Source organism: Sphingomonas sp. S-NIH.Pt3_0716, from assembly GCF_003950715.1.
Lineage (GTDB): Bacteria > Pseudomonadota > Alphaproteobacteria > Sphingomonadales > Sphingomonadaceae > Sphingobium > Sphingobium yanoikuyae_A.
In genome coordinates, this window is the sequence record NZ_QLJK01000006.1 from 138682 (window position 1) to 154701 (window position 16020).

The following is a 16020-nucleotide window of genomic DNA, read 5'->3' on the forward strand; positions in this document are numbered from 1 at the left end:
CGCATCGCGGAGGCTGACATGATGGCGGGCAGGGGGGAAGATGATCCGGGCCTGCCATAAGAAACGGCAGGCCCGGACTGAAGCTAGGCGCTCAGTTACAGCACATATTTGCTGAGGTCGGTGTCATGGGCAACCGCCGACAATTGCTTGTCGACATAGGCCTGATCGATCACCAGCGTCTCGCCGCGGCGGTCCTCCGCCTCGAAGCTCACATCCTCCAGCAGCTTCTCCATGACGGTCTGCAGGCGGCGGGCGCCGATATTCTCGACCTCGCTGTTCACCTCGGCGGCGATCTTCGCGACCGCGCGGATGCCTTCGGGCGTCAGGTCGATCGTCACTTCCTCGGTCGCCAGCAGCGCACGATATTGCGCAACAAGGCTGGCCTTGGTGTCGGACAGGATCGCGACGAAATCCTCCTCCGTCAGCGCCTTCAGCTCCACGCGGATCGGCAGGCGGCCCTGAAGCTCGGGCAACAGGTCGCTGGGCTTCGCCACATGGAAGGCGCCCGAAGCGATGAAGAGAATATGGTCGGTCTTGAGCGGGCCATATTTGGTCGAGACGGTCGTCCCCTCGATCAGCGGCAGCAGGTCGCGCTGCACGCCTTCACGGCTGACCGAACCGCCACGCACGTCGCTGACGGCGATCTTGTCGATCTCGTCGAGGAAGACGATGCCATTCTGCTCGGCGCTGGTGATGGCGACGCGGGCGACATCATCCTGATCGAGGCGCTTGTCCTGCTCTTCCTCGACCAGCTTGTCCCAGGCGTCGGCGACGCGCATCTTGCGACGCTTCTTCTGCTGCTGGCCAAAGGCCTTGGACATCATGTCGCTGAGGTTGATCATGCCGACCTGGCCGCCCATGCCGGGGATTTCCATCGGCATCGACGGGGCGTCGGCGACTTCCACCTCGACCTCGACATCGTTCATCTGGTTGCCCTCGATCTTCTGGCGGAAGGAGAGGCGGGTGGCTTCGCTCGCATCCTTGCCGGTCAGCGCATCGAGCAGGCGGGCCATGGCGGCTTCCGACGCGGCTTCGCGCACGGCTTCGCGGCGACGGTCCTTTTCCAGCCGCACCGCTTCCTCGACCAGATCACGGACGATCTGTTCGACGTCGCGGCCGACATAGCCGACCTCGGTGAACTTGGTCGCCTCGACCTTGACGAAGGGGGCGTCGGCCAGCTTCGCCAGGCGGCGGCTGATCTCGGTCTTGCCGCAGCCCGTCGGCCCGATCATCAGGATATTCTTGGGCGTCACCTCGTCGCGCAGGTCGGCGGGCAGGTGCTGGCGGCGCCAGCGGTTGCGCAGCGCGACGGCGACGGCGCGCTTGGCATCATGCTGGCCGATGATATGCGCGTCGAGCGCGGCGACGATGGCTTTGGGGGTCAGATTATCGTTCATGATCTTTTCTTGAAGTCTCAGTTGGCGCTGTCGAGCGTTTCGATGGTGAGCTGGTCGTTGGTGTAGACGCAGATATCCGCCGCGACACCCATCGCCTTGCGGGCCAGGGTTTCGGCATCTTCCTCATATTCCACCAGCGCGCGGGCGGCGGCGAGGGCATAATTGCCGCCCGAGCCGATCGCGGCCACGCCGCCGAGCGGCTCCAGAACGTCGCCATTGCCGGTCAGGATCAGGGTGACGTCCTTGTCCGCGACGATCATCATCGCTTCCAGGTTGCGGAGATATTTGTCGGTGCGCCAGTCCTTGGCGAGTTCGACGGCGGCGCGCATCAATTGGCCGTTATGGCGCTCCAGCTTGGCTTCGAGCCGTTCGAACAATGTGAAGGCGTCGGCGGTAGCGCCGGCAAAGCCGCCGATGACGCTGCCGTCATGCAGGCGGCGTACCTTGCGCGCATTGGGCTTCATCACCGTCTGGCCCATGGAAACCTGGCCATCGCCGGCGACGACGACCTTTCCATTCTTGCGGACCGACATGATGGTGGTGCCATGCCAGACCGGCATGGACGAGCGGTTATGGTCATTCATGACCGCGCATATGGGAGCGGCAGTCAAGCGCTGCAAGCGTCTATGTAGAAACACGAGTCCGCCGCCGAAACGTGCGATTTGCGGGACGATTTCTGACTATCGGTTAAGGAACCAATGTCGATGAATTGACATTGTGCAACGCAGCAATCATTGTCGGTCGTCCCAAATGGAGGGAAGCTACTCATGACTCTCAAGGCCAGAGCACAAGAAAAGGTCGAGCGCGCGGGTATTGCCAACTATTCGTTCGACCAGGATGTTCTGGTAATGTGTGGCGTGCGCTATGCGATCGAGGCGTGCGAATGCGGCGAGCCCGATTGCGACGGTGTGCGCCTGCGCAAGAAGTCGGCCTTTCCGCGCATCCTGCAATGATGCAGGGCGGCAGGACGCCGCCCCGTCTCGGCTATCAGTGTCTCCGCTATCAGTGAATGACTTCCTTGCCGGCGGTGCCGACCGATTCGATGTCACGGCCGACGCCCTGCACCGTGTTGCAGGCGGCGAGCGCGGACAGGAGCATGGAAGCAAGGACGAGAGCGACGGTCTGACGCATGGATGATGCACTTTCTAATTTATTTTGGTCGGGCCTGTATAATGCGCGCAAACGCGCTGGACAGAGATAATTTCCAAAAAGCTGCAAGGCGGCGCTTGACAGGTCAGGCATCGGATGCGAAAGGCCGCCTCCTCCTTACAGGGGGCGCGTAGCTCAGCGGTAGAGCACACCCTTCACACGGGTGGGGTCACAGGTTCAATCCCTGTCGCGCCCACCATGATTTCAACGATTTGCGTTGAAACATGGCTGGAGATATCCAACATCGATAGATGGGCGTTGCAGGCACAGACCAGCACCGGCGTTTCTGCGTGCCCTCGGCAAGTCGATGGTTGCCGCCGAGGATGAAGCGAAGCGGGCAATTTCGCCTGCATCCCCGGCCATCACAGCCTCTCACATATCGTCGAAGCGCGGAGCGCCTTCGAAATCGGCCTGCCCGAACGGCTTGTCGGTGAAGAGATAGCCATAATAATAATTGCGCAGCCTGGCATGGAAGGCGCGGATGCGGTCCTGATAGGCCAGTTGCGCCTGCATGTCGGTGTCGGCGAGGCGGGCGAGCAGCGCCTGTACGCCGACCGAGGGCAGCAGCCAGCCGACCGAACGGGCGGCAGCATCGCGCGCCTCGATCCCGTGGCGATAGGCAGTCGCCTTGGGCGCGACGCTTTCATCGCCGACCTGGTGGAAGGCGAAATACCATTTCCAGTGGAATGCGTGGCCTAGCGGCGGGCTGTCCTTCCATTCGGGATGGCCGGCATAGAAGGCCTGCATCGTCTGTTCGCGCGGAATGTCCCAGGCACGGTTGACCGCCTCGCGCTGGGCGAGCGTCAGTTCCACGCCCTGGCCGACCGGGATGGCACGGTTGATCGCGACATGGGCGATGGTCGGCAGCAGCAGGGTGAGCAGCAGCCACAGGCCGGCGAGCGTCGCGGCATTGGTGACCGAACTCCAGCGCAGCCGTCCTACCAGCAGTGTGACGCCAATCCAGAAGGCGAGATAGAGGGCGACCAGGCCCAGCACCGCCAGCAGCGGGAGAAGCTGCACATGCGAGAGGATTGCGCCGATGGTGACAGGCAGGGCGAGCGCGAGGAACAGCAGGCCACCACGCAGCAGCACGCGCCGCGCCCAGAGACGCCGTCCCGATCCTGCGAGCGCATCAAGCATCCGCAGCCGCCCGGCTTCCCGCTCGCCCGAGACCAGGTCGTGGAACAGCGCAATCACGAACAAAGGCGTCAGATAGACCAGCACGAAGGCGAAATCGAAGCGACCGGGGAGGGCGAGTTCGGGATTGAACGCCTCGCCATCGTATAGCTGTGCTTCCAGCCCCAGCGCGCGGACACGCAGGATGTAAGGTGCGACGTCCCGCAGGCCGAGCGCCACGAAGGCGAGCGGCGCGGGCGCATCCCAGGTGGCATGGAAGCTGTAATAGGCCGCGTTGCCGGGATCCTGCGTCTTGCCGGCCCATTGCGCGACGGCGGCGATATCCTGTGCCTGTTTCGGCTGGATGCGGGCGATGGCGGCGCGCTGTCGGGCGACTTCGGCCATGCCGGCAGCGACCGAGGCGATGGCGAGCAGGGCGACGAGTAGCAGCGCCAGCAGCGCCATGCGTGATCGCAGCAGCAGGCGCAGTTCATGGGTGAGGAGGGTCATGGACGGGCTTTCTGAAGATGGCGGGCGACGGGCAGCAGCGCCAGCAGCGCGAGTGCCAGCCAGGCGAGCAGCAGGCCCAGGCCGGGCAGGCTGGCCGTCACCAGGTCGCCGGCGGTCGGCGCGATGAAGCGGAATTGCGGGATCGCCTGCCAATGGTCGGCGGAGATGCGCTTGCGCTGGTCGGCGCCGGCATCCTTGGCCTTGTCATCGGCATAGCTGACGGCATCGGCCTGCAACTGGTTCAGATGCTGGACCATGGTGTAGCGATAGGATTCGGCCTGGGCGAGGAAGCGGCGATGGCCGGCCAGATCGGTGCCCGCCGCGGCCATCGACAAGCGACGCAGCGCGATGGCCGGGCTGATGATGCCGAAGCCATCGGTCAGCCGGCTCTGCGCCTGCTGGGTCGCGAAGCTGCGATCGGCATAGGTGTCGAACAGGCGCGATGTCAGCTTTTCGCCCTCTACCGCGAGCAGGCCGTTATAATTGACCGGCAGATCCTCCACCTTGTCGACGCCATAGCGGCGCAGCATCTTCTGCTTGAAGGCGTTGAAGAAGGGATCGTCGGGATTATGCGCGTCGCCAAGGCGATGCAGATCCTGCTGGATGGCGATGTCTGTTTCCAGGCGGGTGGGCAGGCCATGGGCCTGCGCCGCGATATCGGACGCCACGCGCGGCAGCAGGATGACCAGCACCGCCCAGAGCGCGAGCAGTGCGAGCAGTGCGTCGCGGCCGCGCCTTACCAGCGCGGAGACGAGGATGACGATGATCGACCAGAGCGCCAGATAGGCGCCATAGCCAAGTGCGATCACCGCCATCGGCCCGGCCAGCGCGCCCGGTTGCCCAGCAATCAGCAGGAAGGCGATGAGCGCGGGCAGGCCGACCAGCGCGGCGACCATGGCCAGCGCCAGCAGCTTGCCCATGACGAGCGCGCGGGCGGACACACCCTGCACCAGCATCTGGCGCAGCGTGCCGCGTTCGCGTTCGCGCGCGACCGCGCCATAGCCAAGGAAGATCAGCAGCAGCGGCGCAATCACCTGCAGCACGAAGGCCGGGGTCAGCTGGCCGAAGCGGACCAGCAGCGAGGATTGGCGGACATCGCCGAAATTGGCGCTGTTCTGGCGATGCCCTTCCAGGAAGATGCTGTTGCCGGTGAACGCATCGACGCCGGGATCGAAGGCGGCGAGCGGTGGCAGCGGGCGGAAGATGAAATTGCCGAAATGGACCATGCGATGGGGGTGGCGGTCGGGCTGCGCCTCGAACGCCTCGGCGGCCTGGGCCTGGAACCGGGCGCGGGTTTCGGCAATGCCGTTCTGGTGCGACCAACTGATGAGCGCGGCGGCGAGTGTCAGCAGGACGAGCAGCGCGGAGGCGATGACGGCGACGCGGTTGCGCCGCATCAGCCGCAATTCGTCGCGCGCGATCAGGGTGATGGCGCTCATGCGGCAACGGCCTCCCGCGCGAACTTGCGATGCAGGTCGCGCACGTCGAAGCGGTCCGTGCCCTGCGCCGATGCCTCGTCGACGATCCGGCCAGATTCGAGGAAGCCAATCCGGTCTGCAATGTCGGCCGCCGACAGCAGGTCATGGGTGACCATCAGCACGGCCGCGCCCTTGCGCGCGACATCATGGACTAGGCGGTTGAAGTCGGCGGTCGCGCGCGGATCAAGGCCGGAAGAGGGCTCGTCGAGCAGCAGCACCGGCACTTCGCGCAGCAAGGCGATGGCGATCGCCACCTTCTGCCGCATCCCCTTGGAAAAGCCGCCGAGCCGCTTGTCCCAGGCCGATGCCTGCAGGCCCGTCGCGTCGAACGCGCCGTCAATCTCCTGCGGGGCCGGGTGGCGGCCGGCCAGCGCCAGCAGATAGGCGGCATTTTCCCGCGCTGTCAGATGCTCGTAAAGGGCGACATTTTCGGGGACATAGGCGATCTGCTCGCACGCCCTGTCGGGCTGCGCCGCCGGGTCATGGCCGGCCACCAGCACCGTGCCGCTGTCTGGGCGGGCAAAGCCCAGCAGGGTCGACATGGTGGTCGACTTGCCGGCGCCATTGCCGCCGAGCAGCGCATAGATTTCGCCGGCATCGACATGCAGGGTCAGGCCGCGCAGCACAGGCTGGCTGCCATAGGACAGGTGGACGTCGGACAATATTATGGGCTGGCCGGTGGCGGTCAGGGACATGGGGGCAAGGCTCCTTGGCTGTTGCGCCGGACCATTTCGGCGATGCAGCAATCTGTCAATGAAATAATATAACATTTCCATTGACGAGTGCGACGAGCCTACCCTAGGGGCAGCGGCGAATGAGATTTCGTCTCATTTCATTCAGGGGAAAATATGTCGATCCAGTTCCTGCCGCGCGCCTGCGCTGCGCCCGTCCGTTCCCGTCGCTTCCATCACATCGCCCGCGCGCTGCCGCTGGCCGCTGTCCTGGCCTGGCTTCCAGCCCAGGCGCAGACCGGCGACGCGGTTCATCATGTGCCGGAGGGCGAGGGCGCGATCACGGTCGACGGCGTGCGCCAGGCCTATCGCGGCGATTTCTCCGTGAAGGAAATTCCCCAGGCCATCACAGAGATCGACGCGGAGACGCTGCAGCAGAATAATATCCTGCGCCTGACCGACGCGCTGGACATGAACGCCTCGGTCGCGCGCCAGAATACGCTGGGCGGGCTGTGGGACAGTTTCGCAATTCGCGGCTTTGCCGGCGATGAAAATCTGCCGAGCGGCTATCTGGTCAATGGCTTCAATGCGGGGCGCGGCTTTGGCGGCCAGCGCGACGTGGCCGGGATCGAGCGGGTCGAGGTGCTCAAGGGGCCGGCGGCGGCGCTGATCGGGCGCGGCGAGCCGGGCGGCACGATCAACCTCGTCACCAAGCAGGCGGAAATCGGCCGGACCTTCGGCACCGGGGCGCTGCAATATGGCAGCTATGATCGCTTTCGCGCTGACGCCGACGCCAATCTGGCGCTGACCGACGGCATCACCGCGCGGCTGATCGGCTATTATGAGAAGGGCGACACGTTCCGCGACTATGTGTCGCAGAAACGCTGGGGCTTCCTGCCCTCGATCGGCGTTGCGCTGGGCGATCGGACGCGCCTGATCTATGATTTCGAATGGACCCGCGTGGAAGTGCCGTTCGATCGCGGCATCGTCGTCCTGAACAATGATTTCGACACCGTGCCGCGCTCGCGCTTCCTGGGCGAGCCGGACGATGGCGACACGGTGGCGCGCGCCACCGGCCACCAGTTGCGGCTCGACCATCAGTTCAATGACGACTGGAGCCTGCTGGTCGGGGCCAGCCATCGCGACACGCTGCTGACCGGTTTCTCGTCCGACGCGGAGCAGACAGCATCGCGCCAGAAACTCTATGTCGATGGCCGCTCCCTGTCGCGCCAGCGCCGCTCGCGCCGCTATGATGCGGAACATAGCGTGGTCCGCGCCGAAGTCGCCGGCAAGTTCGAGACCGGATCGCTGCGTCATCGCGTGCTGATCGGCGGCGATTTCGACCAGTTCGAATATGATAATTATTTCACCCGCTATCGCCCGCCGGCGCTGAGCAGCAATCCGAGCGATCAAGCGGGCTATGTCATCGACATCGACAATCCGGTCTATGGCCAATATCCGCTGCCTGCGACGTCGGTGCTGACCAATCGTCTGGATACGCAGCGCAGCTTCGGCTTCTATGTGCAGGACCAGATCGAACTGACCGATCGACTGCAGATCCGCATCGGCGGCCGCTATGACAATCTGACGCTGAAGGTCGATAACCGCCTACTTGCGGAGGCCAATCGTTACAACAGCCGCAAATATGAGCGGTTCAGTCCGCAGGCCGGAATCGTCTATGACCTCAGCGATCCGATCACCCTCTATGCCGCTTATGGCCAGGGCTATCGCGCCAATGTCGGCGCGGATTTCTTCAACAATATCTTCGACCCGGAAACGAGCGAGTCGATCGAGGCTGGTGTCAAGCTGACCGCGCTCGGCGGCGCCTTGACCGGCACCCTGTCCGTCTATCAGCTGACCAAGGACAATGTGCTGGCCAGCGACAATAATAATCCCGGCTTTTCCGTCGCGATCGGCAAGGCGCGCAGCCGCGGTATCGAACTGGACGTGAACGGCCATCTGCCCGGCGACATCGATATCCTGCTGAGCTACGCCTATACCGATGCCGAGGCGCGAGAGGCGGTGAACGATCCCAATTTCGCCACCCAGATCCTGCCGGGGGACAGGCTGATCAACATTCCCGACCATAATCTCAACATCCAGGTTGCGAAGCATTTCGAGGTCGGCGGGCGCGAGGCGCAACTGGGCGCGGGCATGCAATATGTCGGTGAACGGCTGGGCGAGACAGGCACGGACTTCACCCTGCCGTCGCACACCCTGTTCCGTCTGTTCGGCAGCGTCGATGTGATCGAGGGTGTCGAGCTGTTCGGGACGATCAGCAACCTGTTTGACGAGACATGGTATGCCAGCAGCTACAGCTCCGTCTGGGTGCAGCCGGGCACGCCGCGCACCGCCACCGTCGGCGTGCGCGCCCGCTTCTGAGCCGGAAGGATAGAGACATGAGCAAGACGATGACGCGCCTTCTGGGCGCCGCCGCTTTGTGTGTTGCTGGCACCGCCATTGCGCAGCAGCCGACCCAGGCGCCACTGCCGGGGCTGCCCGCTTCGGTGCTACCGCCAACGCTGTCCTGGTCGGGGGCAAGCGAAAAACTGGTCGTCGGCAAGGATGATCCCTGGATCACGCCGGCCGAACAGGCAGGCTTTGCCACCACGCCGCGCTATGCCGAGGTGGAGGCGTGGCTGAAGCGGCTGGACGCGGCGTCTCCGCTGATCAGCCTAGAAAGCTTCGGCCGGACCGGCGAAGGGCGCGACATGCTGCTGGTCCGCGCGAGCAAGGCCAAAGATGGGTCGGGCGCGGGCAAGCCGGTCGTGCTGGTGCAGGCGGGCATCCATGCGGGCGAGATCGATGGCAAGGATGCCGGCCTGATGCTGCTGCGCGACATCGCGCTGCGCGGCAAGGACAGCCTGCTCGACAAGGTCGATCTGGTGTTCGTGCCGGTCTATAATATCGACGGGCATGAAAAGATGAGCCGCTGGAACTTCCCGGCGCTGCGCGGCCCGGCGGAGAAGGGCTATGTCGGCAACAGCCGCAACATCAACCTGAACCGCGACTATGCAAAAGCGGACGCGCCCGAAAGCCGGGCGATGATCGGCCTGCTGCGTCGGCTCGACCCGATCCTCTATGTCGATTGCCATGTCAGCGACGGCTTCGACATGCAATATGACATCACATTCACCTATGCCGGCTGGGGCCGCTATGCCTATCATCGCGCCACCGCCGACTGGCTGCAGGGCCGTTTCGGACCGAGCGTGACGTCAGCACTGGAAAAGGCTGGCCATATCCCCACCATCTATCCAAGCCCGATCGACACGCGGGAGCCGACAAAGGGCATCCGTCAGGCGCCCGAAGGACCGCGCTATTCGACCGGTTATGGCGATTTCATCGGCGTTCCGACTGTGCTGGTCGAAAACCATATGATGAAGCCCTATCGCCAACGGGTGCTGGGCACCTATGTCCTGCTGGAGGCGGCGCTGAAGCTGGCCGGGCAGGATGCCGGAGCGATTGCGCAGGCGAAGGCCAGCGACCAGGCATCGCGCCCCGCCGAAATGCTGACCCGGTGGAAACCCGCTGCGCAGCCGATCGGCTGGGTCGAACGGTTCAAGGGCATTGCCTTCGACACCTATGTCTCGCCGGCGAGCGGGCGCAAGGAACAGAAATGGCTCGGCCGCCCGGTCGACTGGCGGATGCCGATCATCGGCCAGGAACCGGTCGAGACGGTGCGTCTGCCCAAGGCATGGTGGGTGCCGGCCGGGCAGGCCGAGGTGATCGACCGGCTGACATTGCATGGCATCCGTTTTGAGGTGCTGGACGCGCCGCGCACGTTGACGCTCGATCGGGCGCGGCTGGTCGACCCGCAATCGATGCCGGTGCGCGACGCGCGTATCCCGCTGGACACGAAGTTCCGGCACGAAGCCGTGACTGAAACGCTGCCCGCTGGGACGATCCGCGTGCCTGCCGATCAGCCGCTGGGCCTTTTGGCGGCAGCGCTGCTGGAGCCGGAAAGCCAGGACAGTTTCCTCGCCTGGGGCTTCTTCCCGGAGATATTGGCGACGCCTTCCGGGGCAGAGGATTTTGTCCGGGCGCCGATCGCCGAGGCGCTGCTGGCCGCCGATCCGCAGCTTCGCGTAGAGTTCGAGGCGAAACTGGCCGCTGATGCTACATTTGCGGCCGATGGCGACGCGCGGCTCGACTGGCTGTCGGCCCGGCTGCCCGATCGCAGCCCCTATCATCATCTCTATCCGGTGCTCAGGGAGAACTGAGTCTGATGAACCGGGGCGGTCGACCCGCCCCGGTTCTTCCAAATCAGAAGCTGACCCGCGCGGTCACGCGGATGTCGCGGCCGGTGAGCGGGGCATAGTCCTTGAGGAAGGACGAGGCCCGGCGAGCGACCACATCGAAGATGTTGTTGGCCGACAGGGCGAAGCTGAGCGGACGCTCCTTGCCCCAGGGACGAACATTCAGCTCGGCATTGACCATGGTGTAGCCGGGCGTCGTGGTCTCGAACTCGGCGACCCGGTCCTGCTTGCTGACACGCTCGACTTCGCCGCGCAGGTCGAACTTGGTCGCCTGATAGGCCAGGCCACCGAGCAGACGGAGCGGGGGAATGCGCGGCGCCGGCCCGACGCTCTTCACATTGGCATGGACATAGTCGGCCAGGCCATCAGCGACGATCTTGCCGTCGCCCAGCTTGGCCAGGGTCAGCGATCCCTGCACCTCGAAGCCATAATAGCGGGCGTCCGCCTGGTTGAACGCATAGACGGGCAGGCCATCTTCTTCCTCGCCGGTCAGATCCTCATGGATGAAGTTCGAGAACCAGGTGTGATAGGCCGACGCCTCGAAGCTGTAATTGTCGCCGCTGCCGCGCAGGATCGCCTCGACGCTGTTGGCCTTTTCCAGATTGAAGTCGGGATTGCCGACCTCATAGGCCTGGGTGCCGGCATGGGGACCGTTGGCGAACAATTCTTCAGCCGCCGGCGCGCGTTCGGTGTGCGACAGGTTGAGGCCGATGCGCCAGCTGTCGGTCAGGCCATAGGAGGCGCCGACCGAGCCGGAGAAGGCGTCGAAGCTGCGCTTGCCGGCGAAGAACTGCTCCTGATCCTCAAGCGGATTGGCGGTCAGGCTGGTATGTTCGTAGCGGCCGCCAAGCTCGAATTTGAGTGCGCCATAATCGAGCTGCTGCAGGGTGAAGACGCCGACCTGCGTGGTCGAGTTTTTCGGCAGGAAGGCTTCCTCGCCGATCACGTTGAAGTCGCGGTTGAACAGTTGCACGCCGGTCGCGCCGCGCCAGGCGCCATGCTTGGTCTGGGTCAGTTCCAGCCTGGCTTCCATGCCCTTGCTGAAGAAGGCGGTGCCGACCGAGCCGTCTTCTTCCAGTTCGGCATGGGTATAGTCGGCATAGCCCAGGCGCAGCGAAACCTTGTCCAGCACATTGCCGTCGCCATTCACTTCGGCGCGCAGGTTGACGCTGTCCTGCTTCATGCTGAGGCGCGGGGCTTCCTGCTCGTCGCCCGGCTGGGTCGCGAAGCGGATCGGCACGCCATAGAGGCTGTCATAATGGTCGTAGGAAATACCGATATTGCCGGTGTCGCCGATATAGGCGATGCCCCCGCCGGCGGTCCAGGTCTTGGCCGCCGAATTGGGCAGCTTGCCCTTGACCGCGGCATTGCCGGCAAAGTCGATCGCTTCCTCGCCTTCTTCCGCCGGTTCGGCGGGGAGCAGGCTCGATGCCAGCGCTTCGGCACGCAGTGCTGGCGTCAGCGCATGGCCGCCGATGCGGACATCGTCGCTCTTGAGATAGCTGCCATCGGCATGGGCAACCCAACCGCCCGACAGCGGGACATCGACCGAGGCCGCGCCCGAACGCTCGTCCGCGGCCGAACCATAGGTGCCAATCGCATCGACATGGACCGGCTCATCCGGGATGGCCGTGGGGATACGCTTGTCGATGACGTTGACGACGCCGCCGATCGCCGACGATCCGTAGAGCAGCGACTGCGGACCGCGCAGCACCTCGATCCGCTCGGCGAGCAGCGGATTGACGACGACGGCATGATCGACCGAGGTGTTGGACACGTCGACGGTCGATAGGCTGTTGGTCAGCATCTTGACGCGTTCACCCTGCAGGCCGCGCAATACCGGGCGCGAGGCGCTGGGGCCGAAGGAGGTGGCGGATACGCCCGGCTGATGTTCCAGCGTCTCGCCGATCGACGGGCGGATAGCCTGGGTCAGATCCCTGCCCTCGACCACGGCGACGCTGGACAGCATGTCCTGGCGTCGGGTCGGCAATATGCCGGTGACGATGATGTCGGAACGGGTGGCCTGATGATAGCCGTCGGCGGCGTCATCCGATGCGGTTTGCGCATGGGCGACCGTCGAAATGCCGAGAACGGCAAGCGCGCAGCCGGCGAGAAACTGGAATTGCATGGACTTGGATCCCCCGAGGTGGATGGAGCGACATTATTCTGACCTCCACGCCCTGCTCGGTCGCGCTGGAGGCTGCCCCGCCTCTGTAAAAACATGTCCATGATGTTACAACATATCAAACATTACATTTCTGTCATGTGGCCGAAGCCCTATCTATCCATCCAGCCCGCGCAGTTTCCGCAGGTCGATGCCCAGCCGTCGGACCCGATAATAGAAGGTCTTGCGCGGCAGGCCGAGGCGCTCGATCGCCTGGCCCATGTCGCCGCCGGTCGCCTGGATCGCCTCGATGATCGCCATGCGCTCGAACGCATCCATGCGCACGTCGAGCGGCAGCGTCGCGCTGTCGCTGGCGGGTTCCTGCTCCAGACCCAGCGCCAGCCGTTCGGCCAGCCGTCCCAGTTCATGGACATTGCCGGGCCAGTCATGGTCCAGCAGATGAGCCAGCACCGCGCGGCTGACCGGCGGCACCGCGCGGCGAAAGCGACGGGCGGCGGCATCGAGCAGATGGGCGAAGATCAGCGGAATATCCTCGCGCCGTTCGCGCAGCGGCGGGATATGCAGCCGCACCGCCGCCAGCCGATAGAGCAAAGCCGGCTGGATCGCCGCCGTCTGGCCCTGTTGCGTCATGCAGCCGATCACGCGCAGGTCCACCGGCTGGGGTTCGCGCGCGCCGACCGGGCGAACCAGCCGATCCTCCAGAAACTGGATCAGATGCGCCTGCAGCGCCGGTCCCGCCTGGTCGACATCGTCGAGGAACAAGGTGCCCTGATGCGCGCGGGCCAGCCGCCCTTCAAGCGGCGCGCGCCCGGCCAGGCTTTCGCCATGCAGGCTGGTCTCCGCAATCGCATCGGGCACGGCGGCGCAGGCGATGCTGACGAACTGGGCGCTGGCGCGGCGGCTGCGCTGATGGATCATGCGGGCGACCAGTTCCTTGCCGGTGCCGGTCTCGCCCTCGACCAAAATGTCGATATTGGTGTCGGCCAGTGTCGCCACCATGTCACGCAGCCGCTCGATCGCCGGGGAATGGCCGATCAGCGGGGAGGCGACGGCGGTATCGACCATCGCGCGCAGGCGACGATTCTCGATCACCAGCAGCCTCTTCTCGCTCGCCCGCGCGACCGATGCGACCAGGGCGTCGGGATTGAACGGCTTGGTGAGGAAGTCCCAGGCGCCGGCCTTCAGCGCATCCACCGCCATCGGCACATCGCCATGGCCGGTGACCAGGATAACGGGCAGTTCCGCATCACGGGCATGGAGCGCCCGGAACAGATCGATACCCGATATGTGCGGCATCCGCACGTCGCTGACCACGACGCCGGGAAAATCCGCATCGATCGCCGCCAGCGCGTCGGCGGCGCGGGCGAAGGCGCGCACCTCATGGCCCGCCAGCGTCAGCGTCTGCGCCATGGCAGCGCGCAAATCATCATCGTCGTCGACCAGGGCGATCGGACGCGGGGGCATGTCGGTCATGCGCGTTTCAAACTCAGCTGGAAATGGGCGCCGGCCTCGCTGGGCAGCAGGCGCAGCGACCCGCCCATGTCAGCTATGATGTCGCTGGCGATGACGAGGCCGAGCCCGAGACCCGATGGGCGGCTGGTGACGAAGGGGGTGAAAAGCTGGCCCTGCACCGACGGATCGATGCCCGGCCCATTGTCGATCACCGACAGCAGCACCGTCTCCGCATCGAGCGCGACCGAGAGGCGGATGGTTGGCGCGGCCACGCCCTCCAGCGCTTCCAGCGCATTTTGCAGCAGATTGACCAGCACCTGTTCCAGCCGGATCGTGTCGGCCATCACGCGCAGGTCGTCCGGCAGGTCGGGCAGGTGCAGGTCGACCCGCGCCAGCCGCGATTTGAGGATCAGCACACTGCCCTCGATCGGCCCGGCAAGCGGAATGGCATCGATCGCGCCGGTCGCCTTGCGCGAAAAACCGCGCAGTTCGGCGGTGACCTTGCCGATCCGGTCGGTCAGCCGTTCGATCGCCGCCATATTCTCGGCCGCCGCCTCGGCATCGCCGCGCTCGATCAGCAGCCGGCCATTGGCGGCATAGCTGCGGATCGCGGCGACTGGCTGGGCGGTTTCATGGGCGATGCCGGCGGTGATCTGGCCCAGCGACGCCAGGCGATTGGCCTGGCGTAACCCTTCGCGGAGGGTGTCGGCGCGCGTTTCGCTGGCGGCACGTTCTTCGATCTCGCGACGCAGTTCACGGGTGCGGGCGGTGACCATCGCCTCCAGTTCGCTGGTGCGGGCGGCGGCCATGGCGGCCCGTTCGGCGCGACGATGGCCGCGCTCGCGCAATATCCAGATGCCACCGGCGAGCAACAGCAGCAGCAACAGGGTCGCCAGCCGCACCGTGCGCACGAAGCTCTCCACGCCATGCAGCGGCGTCAGCATGTTGAGCTGCCAGCCCGGCTCGCCGGCCGCGACCGATTGCCACAGCAGGCGGCGACGCGGTTCGTCGGCGGGGCTGACGATCTGCCGGCCATCGGCATCGCCCATGCCCCTGAGCGGCACCGGCAGCAGCGAGCCGCGGCCGGACTGCAATTCGGCGCGAAAGCGCTGCTTGGCCTGCGCCGAGAGCGGATGGATGGTGGTGAAGCGCCAGTCGGGGCAGCTGGTGATGAGGATGATGCCCTCGCGGCTGGTGATGAAGGTGATCTCACCGAGCCGCGCCCATTGCTGCTCGATCCCGTCAAATTCCAGCTTCACCACGACATAGCCGCCGCCGCGCGATCGCCGCGACAGATACATGCCGGGCCGCTCGCTGATCGTGCCGAGGGCGAATTGCGCGCCCGATCCATGGGCGGCGGCGAGCTTGAAATAGTTGCGGAAGGAATAGTCCTGGCCAACGAAGCTGCGCTCGCTGCCCCAGTTGCTCGATGCGACGGTGCGCCCGGATGCGTCGAGCACATAGATTTGCGCCGCGCCGGTGGTGCGGACAAGCGCCTGCAGCTTGCGGTCCAGCGCCCGTAGCGCGGTCTGCGATCCGGTGAGGCCCGCGACCAGGTCGCTGTCGTCGGACAGGGCGATGGGCAGCAGCCGGAACCGCTCGATCTCGCTCTTGAGATAGGCCTGGCGCAGGATTGCGGCGCCGCGCGTCTCCGCGCTCAGCCGGGCAATGGCATTGCGCTCGGCAACCTCGCCCGACAGCCAGAGCAGGCCGCTAGCCACGCCCAGGAACAGGGCGATCCACAGGATGCGATTCGGGAAGCGGGCGCCGTCCATAGCCCTGCATATCGCGTCGGCCGACTATGTGCAAATTTCTGCACATGTCATGAAATTGGTGGGCAAATATATGCACTAGGCAAGCTGTCGG

General features: G+C 65.1%; 12 protein-coding genes and 1 tRNA gene. 4 read left to right on the plus strand and 9 right to left on the minus strand.

What is annotated here, in order from left to right:
• Positions 1-95: 95 nt before the first annotated feature.
• A complete protein-coding gene (hslU, locus tag BRX37_RS06640) occupies positions 96-1397 on the minus strand; it encodes an ATP-dependent protease ATPase subunit HslU (protein ID WP_037506705.1) in 1302 nt (433 codons plus the stop codon).
• Between the two features lie 17 nt (positions 1398-1414).
• On the minus strand, positions 1415-1981 hold the full coding sequence (hslV, locus tag BRX37_RS06645; RefSeq protein WP_125985998.1) for an ATP-dependent protease subunit HslV: 567 nt from the start codon (positions 1979-1981) through the stop codon (positions 1415-1417).
• Between the two features lie 183 nt (positions 1982-2164).
• Between hslV and BRX37_RS06650 the strand changes: the two genes are divergently transcribed.
• Positions 2165-2350 carry a hypothetical protein gene (locus tag BRX37_RS06650; protein ID WP_004207213.1) on the plus strand — a complete coding sequence of 62 codons (186 nt, stop codon included), beginning with the start codon at positions 2165-2167 and terminating at the stop codon, positions 2348-2350.
• A 49-nt stretch (positions 2351-2399) separates the two neighbouring features.
• Here BRX37_RS06650 and BRX37_RS06655 read toward each other — a convergent pair whose 3' ends face one another.
• Positions 2400-2528, minus strand: a complete 129-nt coding sequence (locus tag BRX37_RS06655) for an entericidin A/B family lipoprotein (protein ID WP_004207212.1) — start codon at positions 2526-2528, stop codon at positions 2400-2402.
• Positions 2529-2670: 142 nt separating this feature from the next.
• On the opposite strand from BRX37_RS06655, the gene BRX37_RS06660 reads away from it, so the two are divergent.
• A tRNA-Val gene (locus BRX37_RS06660) sits at positions 2671-2745 on the plus strand.
• 173 nt (positions 2746-2918) lie between these two features.
• Here BRX37_RS06660 and BRX37_RS06665 read toward each other — a convergent pair.
• The 3 genes from BRX37_RS06665 to BRX37_RS06675 are packed head-to-tail and all read right to left on the minus strand — an operon-like array spanning position 2919 to position 6345.
• Positions 2919-4172 carry a DUF3526 domain-containing protein gene (locus BRX37_RS06665; protein ID WP_125985999.1) on the minus strand — a complete coding sequence of 418 codons (1254 nt, stop codon included), beginning with the start codon at positions 4170-4172 and terminating at the stop codon, positions 2919-2921.
• Entirely contained in the window at positions 4169-5611 is a 1443-nt protein-coding gene (locus BRX37_RS06670; protein WP_125986000.1) for an ABC transporter permease, read from the minus strand. Before BRX37_RS06670 ends, BRX37_RS06665 begins: the two co-directional genes overlap by 4 nt.
• On the minus strand, positions 5608-6345 hold the full coding sequence (locus BRX37_RS06675; protein ID WP_125986001.1) for an ABC transporter ATP-binding protein: 738 nt from the start codon (positions 6343-6345) through the stop codon (positions 5608-5610). Before BRX37_RS06675 ends, BRX37_RS06670 begins: the two co-directional genes overlap by 4 nt.
• 153 nt (positions 6346-6498) lie before the next feature.
• On the opposite strand from BRX37_RS06675, the gene BRX37_RS06680 reads away from it, so the two are divergent.
• Together BRX37_RS06680 and BRX37_RS06685 are read left to right on the plus strand one after the other, a co-directional pair.
• Positions 6499-8703 carry a TonB-dependent siderophore receptor gene (locus BRX37_RS06680; RefSeq protein ID WP_125986002.1) on the plus strand — a complete coding sequence of 735 codons (2205 nt, stop codon included), beginning with the start codon at positions 6499-6501 and terminating at the stop codon, positions 8701-8703.
• 17 nt (positions 8704-8720) lie between these two features.
• A complete protein-coding gene (locus tag BRX37_RS06685) occupies positions 8721-10541 on the plus strand; it encodes a M14 family metallopeptidase (protein ID WP_125986003.1) in 1821 nt (606 codons plus the stop codon).
• A 43-nt stretch (positions 10542-10584) separates the two neighbouring features.
• Here the strand turns inward: BRX37_RS06685 and BRX37_RS06690 are convergent, their stop codons facing one another.
• From BRX37_RS06690 to BRX37_RS06700, 3 genes are all read right to left on the minus strand, one after another.
• On the minus strand, positions 10585-12705 hold the full coding sequence (locus BRX37_RS06690; protein WP_125986004.1) for a TonB-dependent receptor: 2121 nt from the start codon (positions 12703-12705) through the stop codon (positions 10585-10587).
• Between the two features lie 153 nt (positions 12706-12858).
• Positions 12859-14175, minus strand: a complete 1317-nt coding sequence (locus BRX37_RS06695; RefSeq protein WP_125986005.1) for a sigma-54-dependent transcriptional regulator — start codon at positions 14173-14175, stop codon at positions 12859-12861.
• Positions 14172-15929: a sensor histidine kinase gene (locus BRX37_RS06700; protein WP_125986006.1), complete on the minus strand. Its 1758-nt coding sequence runs from the start codon at positions 15927-15929 to the stop codon at positions 14172-14174. Before BRX37_RS06700 ends, BRX37_RS06695 begins: the two co-directional genes overlap by 4 nt.
• Positions 15930-16020: the final 91 nt, after the last annotated feature.

What these genes read in the sequence shown, in the direction of transcription:
- hslU (WP_037506705.1), bottom strand. Translation starts at nt 1,397, where the DNA reads ATGAACGATAATCTGACCCCCAAAGCCATCGTCGCCGCGCTCGACGCG.
- hslV (WP_125985998.1), bottom strand. Translation starts at nt 1,981, where the DNA reads ATGAATGACCATAACCGCTCGTCCATGCCGGTCTGGCATGGCACCACC.
- BRX37_RS06650 (WP_004207213.1), top strand. Translation starts at nt 2,165, where the DNA reads ATGACTCTCAAGGCCAGAGCACAAGAAAAGGTCGAGCGCGCGGGTATT.
- BRX37_RS06655 (WP_004207212.1), bottom strand. Translation starts at nt 2,528, where the DNA reads ATGCGTCAGACCGTCGCTCTCGTCCTTGCTTCCATGCTCCTGTCCGCG.
- BRX37_RS06665 (WP_125985999.1), bottom strand. Translation starts at nt 4,172, where the DNA reads ATGACCCTCCTCACCCATGAACTGCGCCTGCTGCTGCGATCACGCATG.
- BRX37_RS06670 (WP_125986000.1), bottom strand. Translation starts at nt 5,611, where the DNA reads ATGAGCGCCATCACCCTGATCGCGCGCGACGAATTGCGGCTGATGCGG.
- BRX37_RS06675 (WP_125986001.1), bottom strand. Translation starts at nt 6,345, where the DNA reads ATGTCCCTGACCGCCACCGGCCAGCCCATAATATTGTCCGACGTCCAC.
- BRX37_RS06680 (WP_125986002.1), top strand. Translation starts at nt 6,499, where the DNA reads ATGTCGATCCAGTTCCTGCCGCGCGCCTGCGCTGCGCCCGTCCGTTCC.
- BRX37_RS06685 (WP_125986003.1), top strand. Translation starts at nt 8,721, where the DNA reads ATGAGCAAGACGATGACGCGCCTTCTGGGCGCCGCCGCTTTGTGTGTT.
- BRX37_RS06690 (WP_125986004.1), bottom strand. Translation starts at nt 12,705, where the DNA reads ATGCAATTCCAGTTTCTCGCCGGCTGCGCGCTTGCCGTTCTCGGCATT.
- BRX37_RS06695 (WP_125986005.1), bottom strand. Translation starts at nt 14,175, where the DNA reads ATGACCGACATGCCCCCGCGTCCGATCGCCCTGGTCGACGACGATGAT.
- BRX37_RS06700 (WP_125986006.1), bottom strand. Translation starts at nt 15,929, where the DNA reads ATGGACGGCGCCCGCTTCCCGAATCGCATCCTGTGGATCGCCCTGTTC.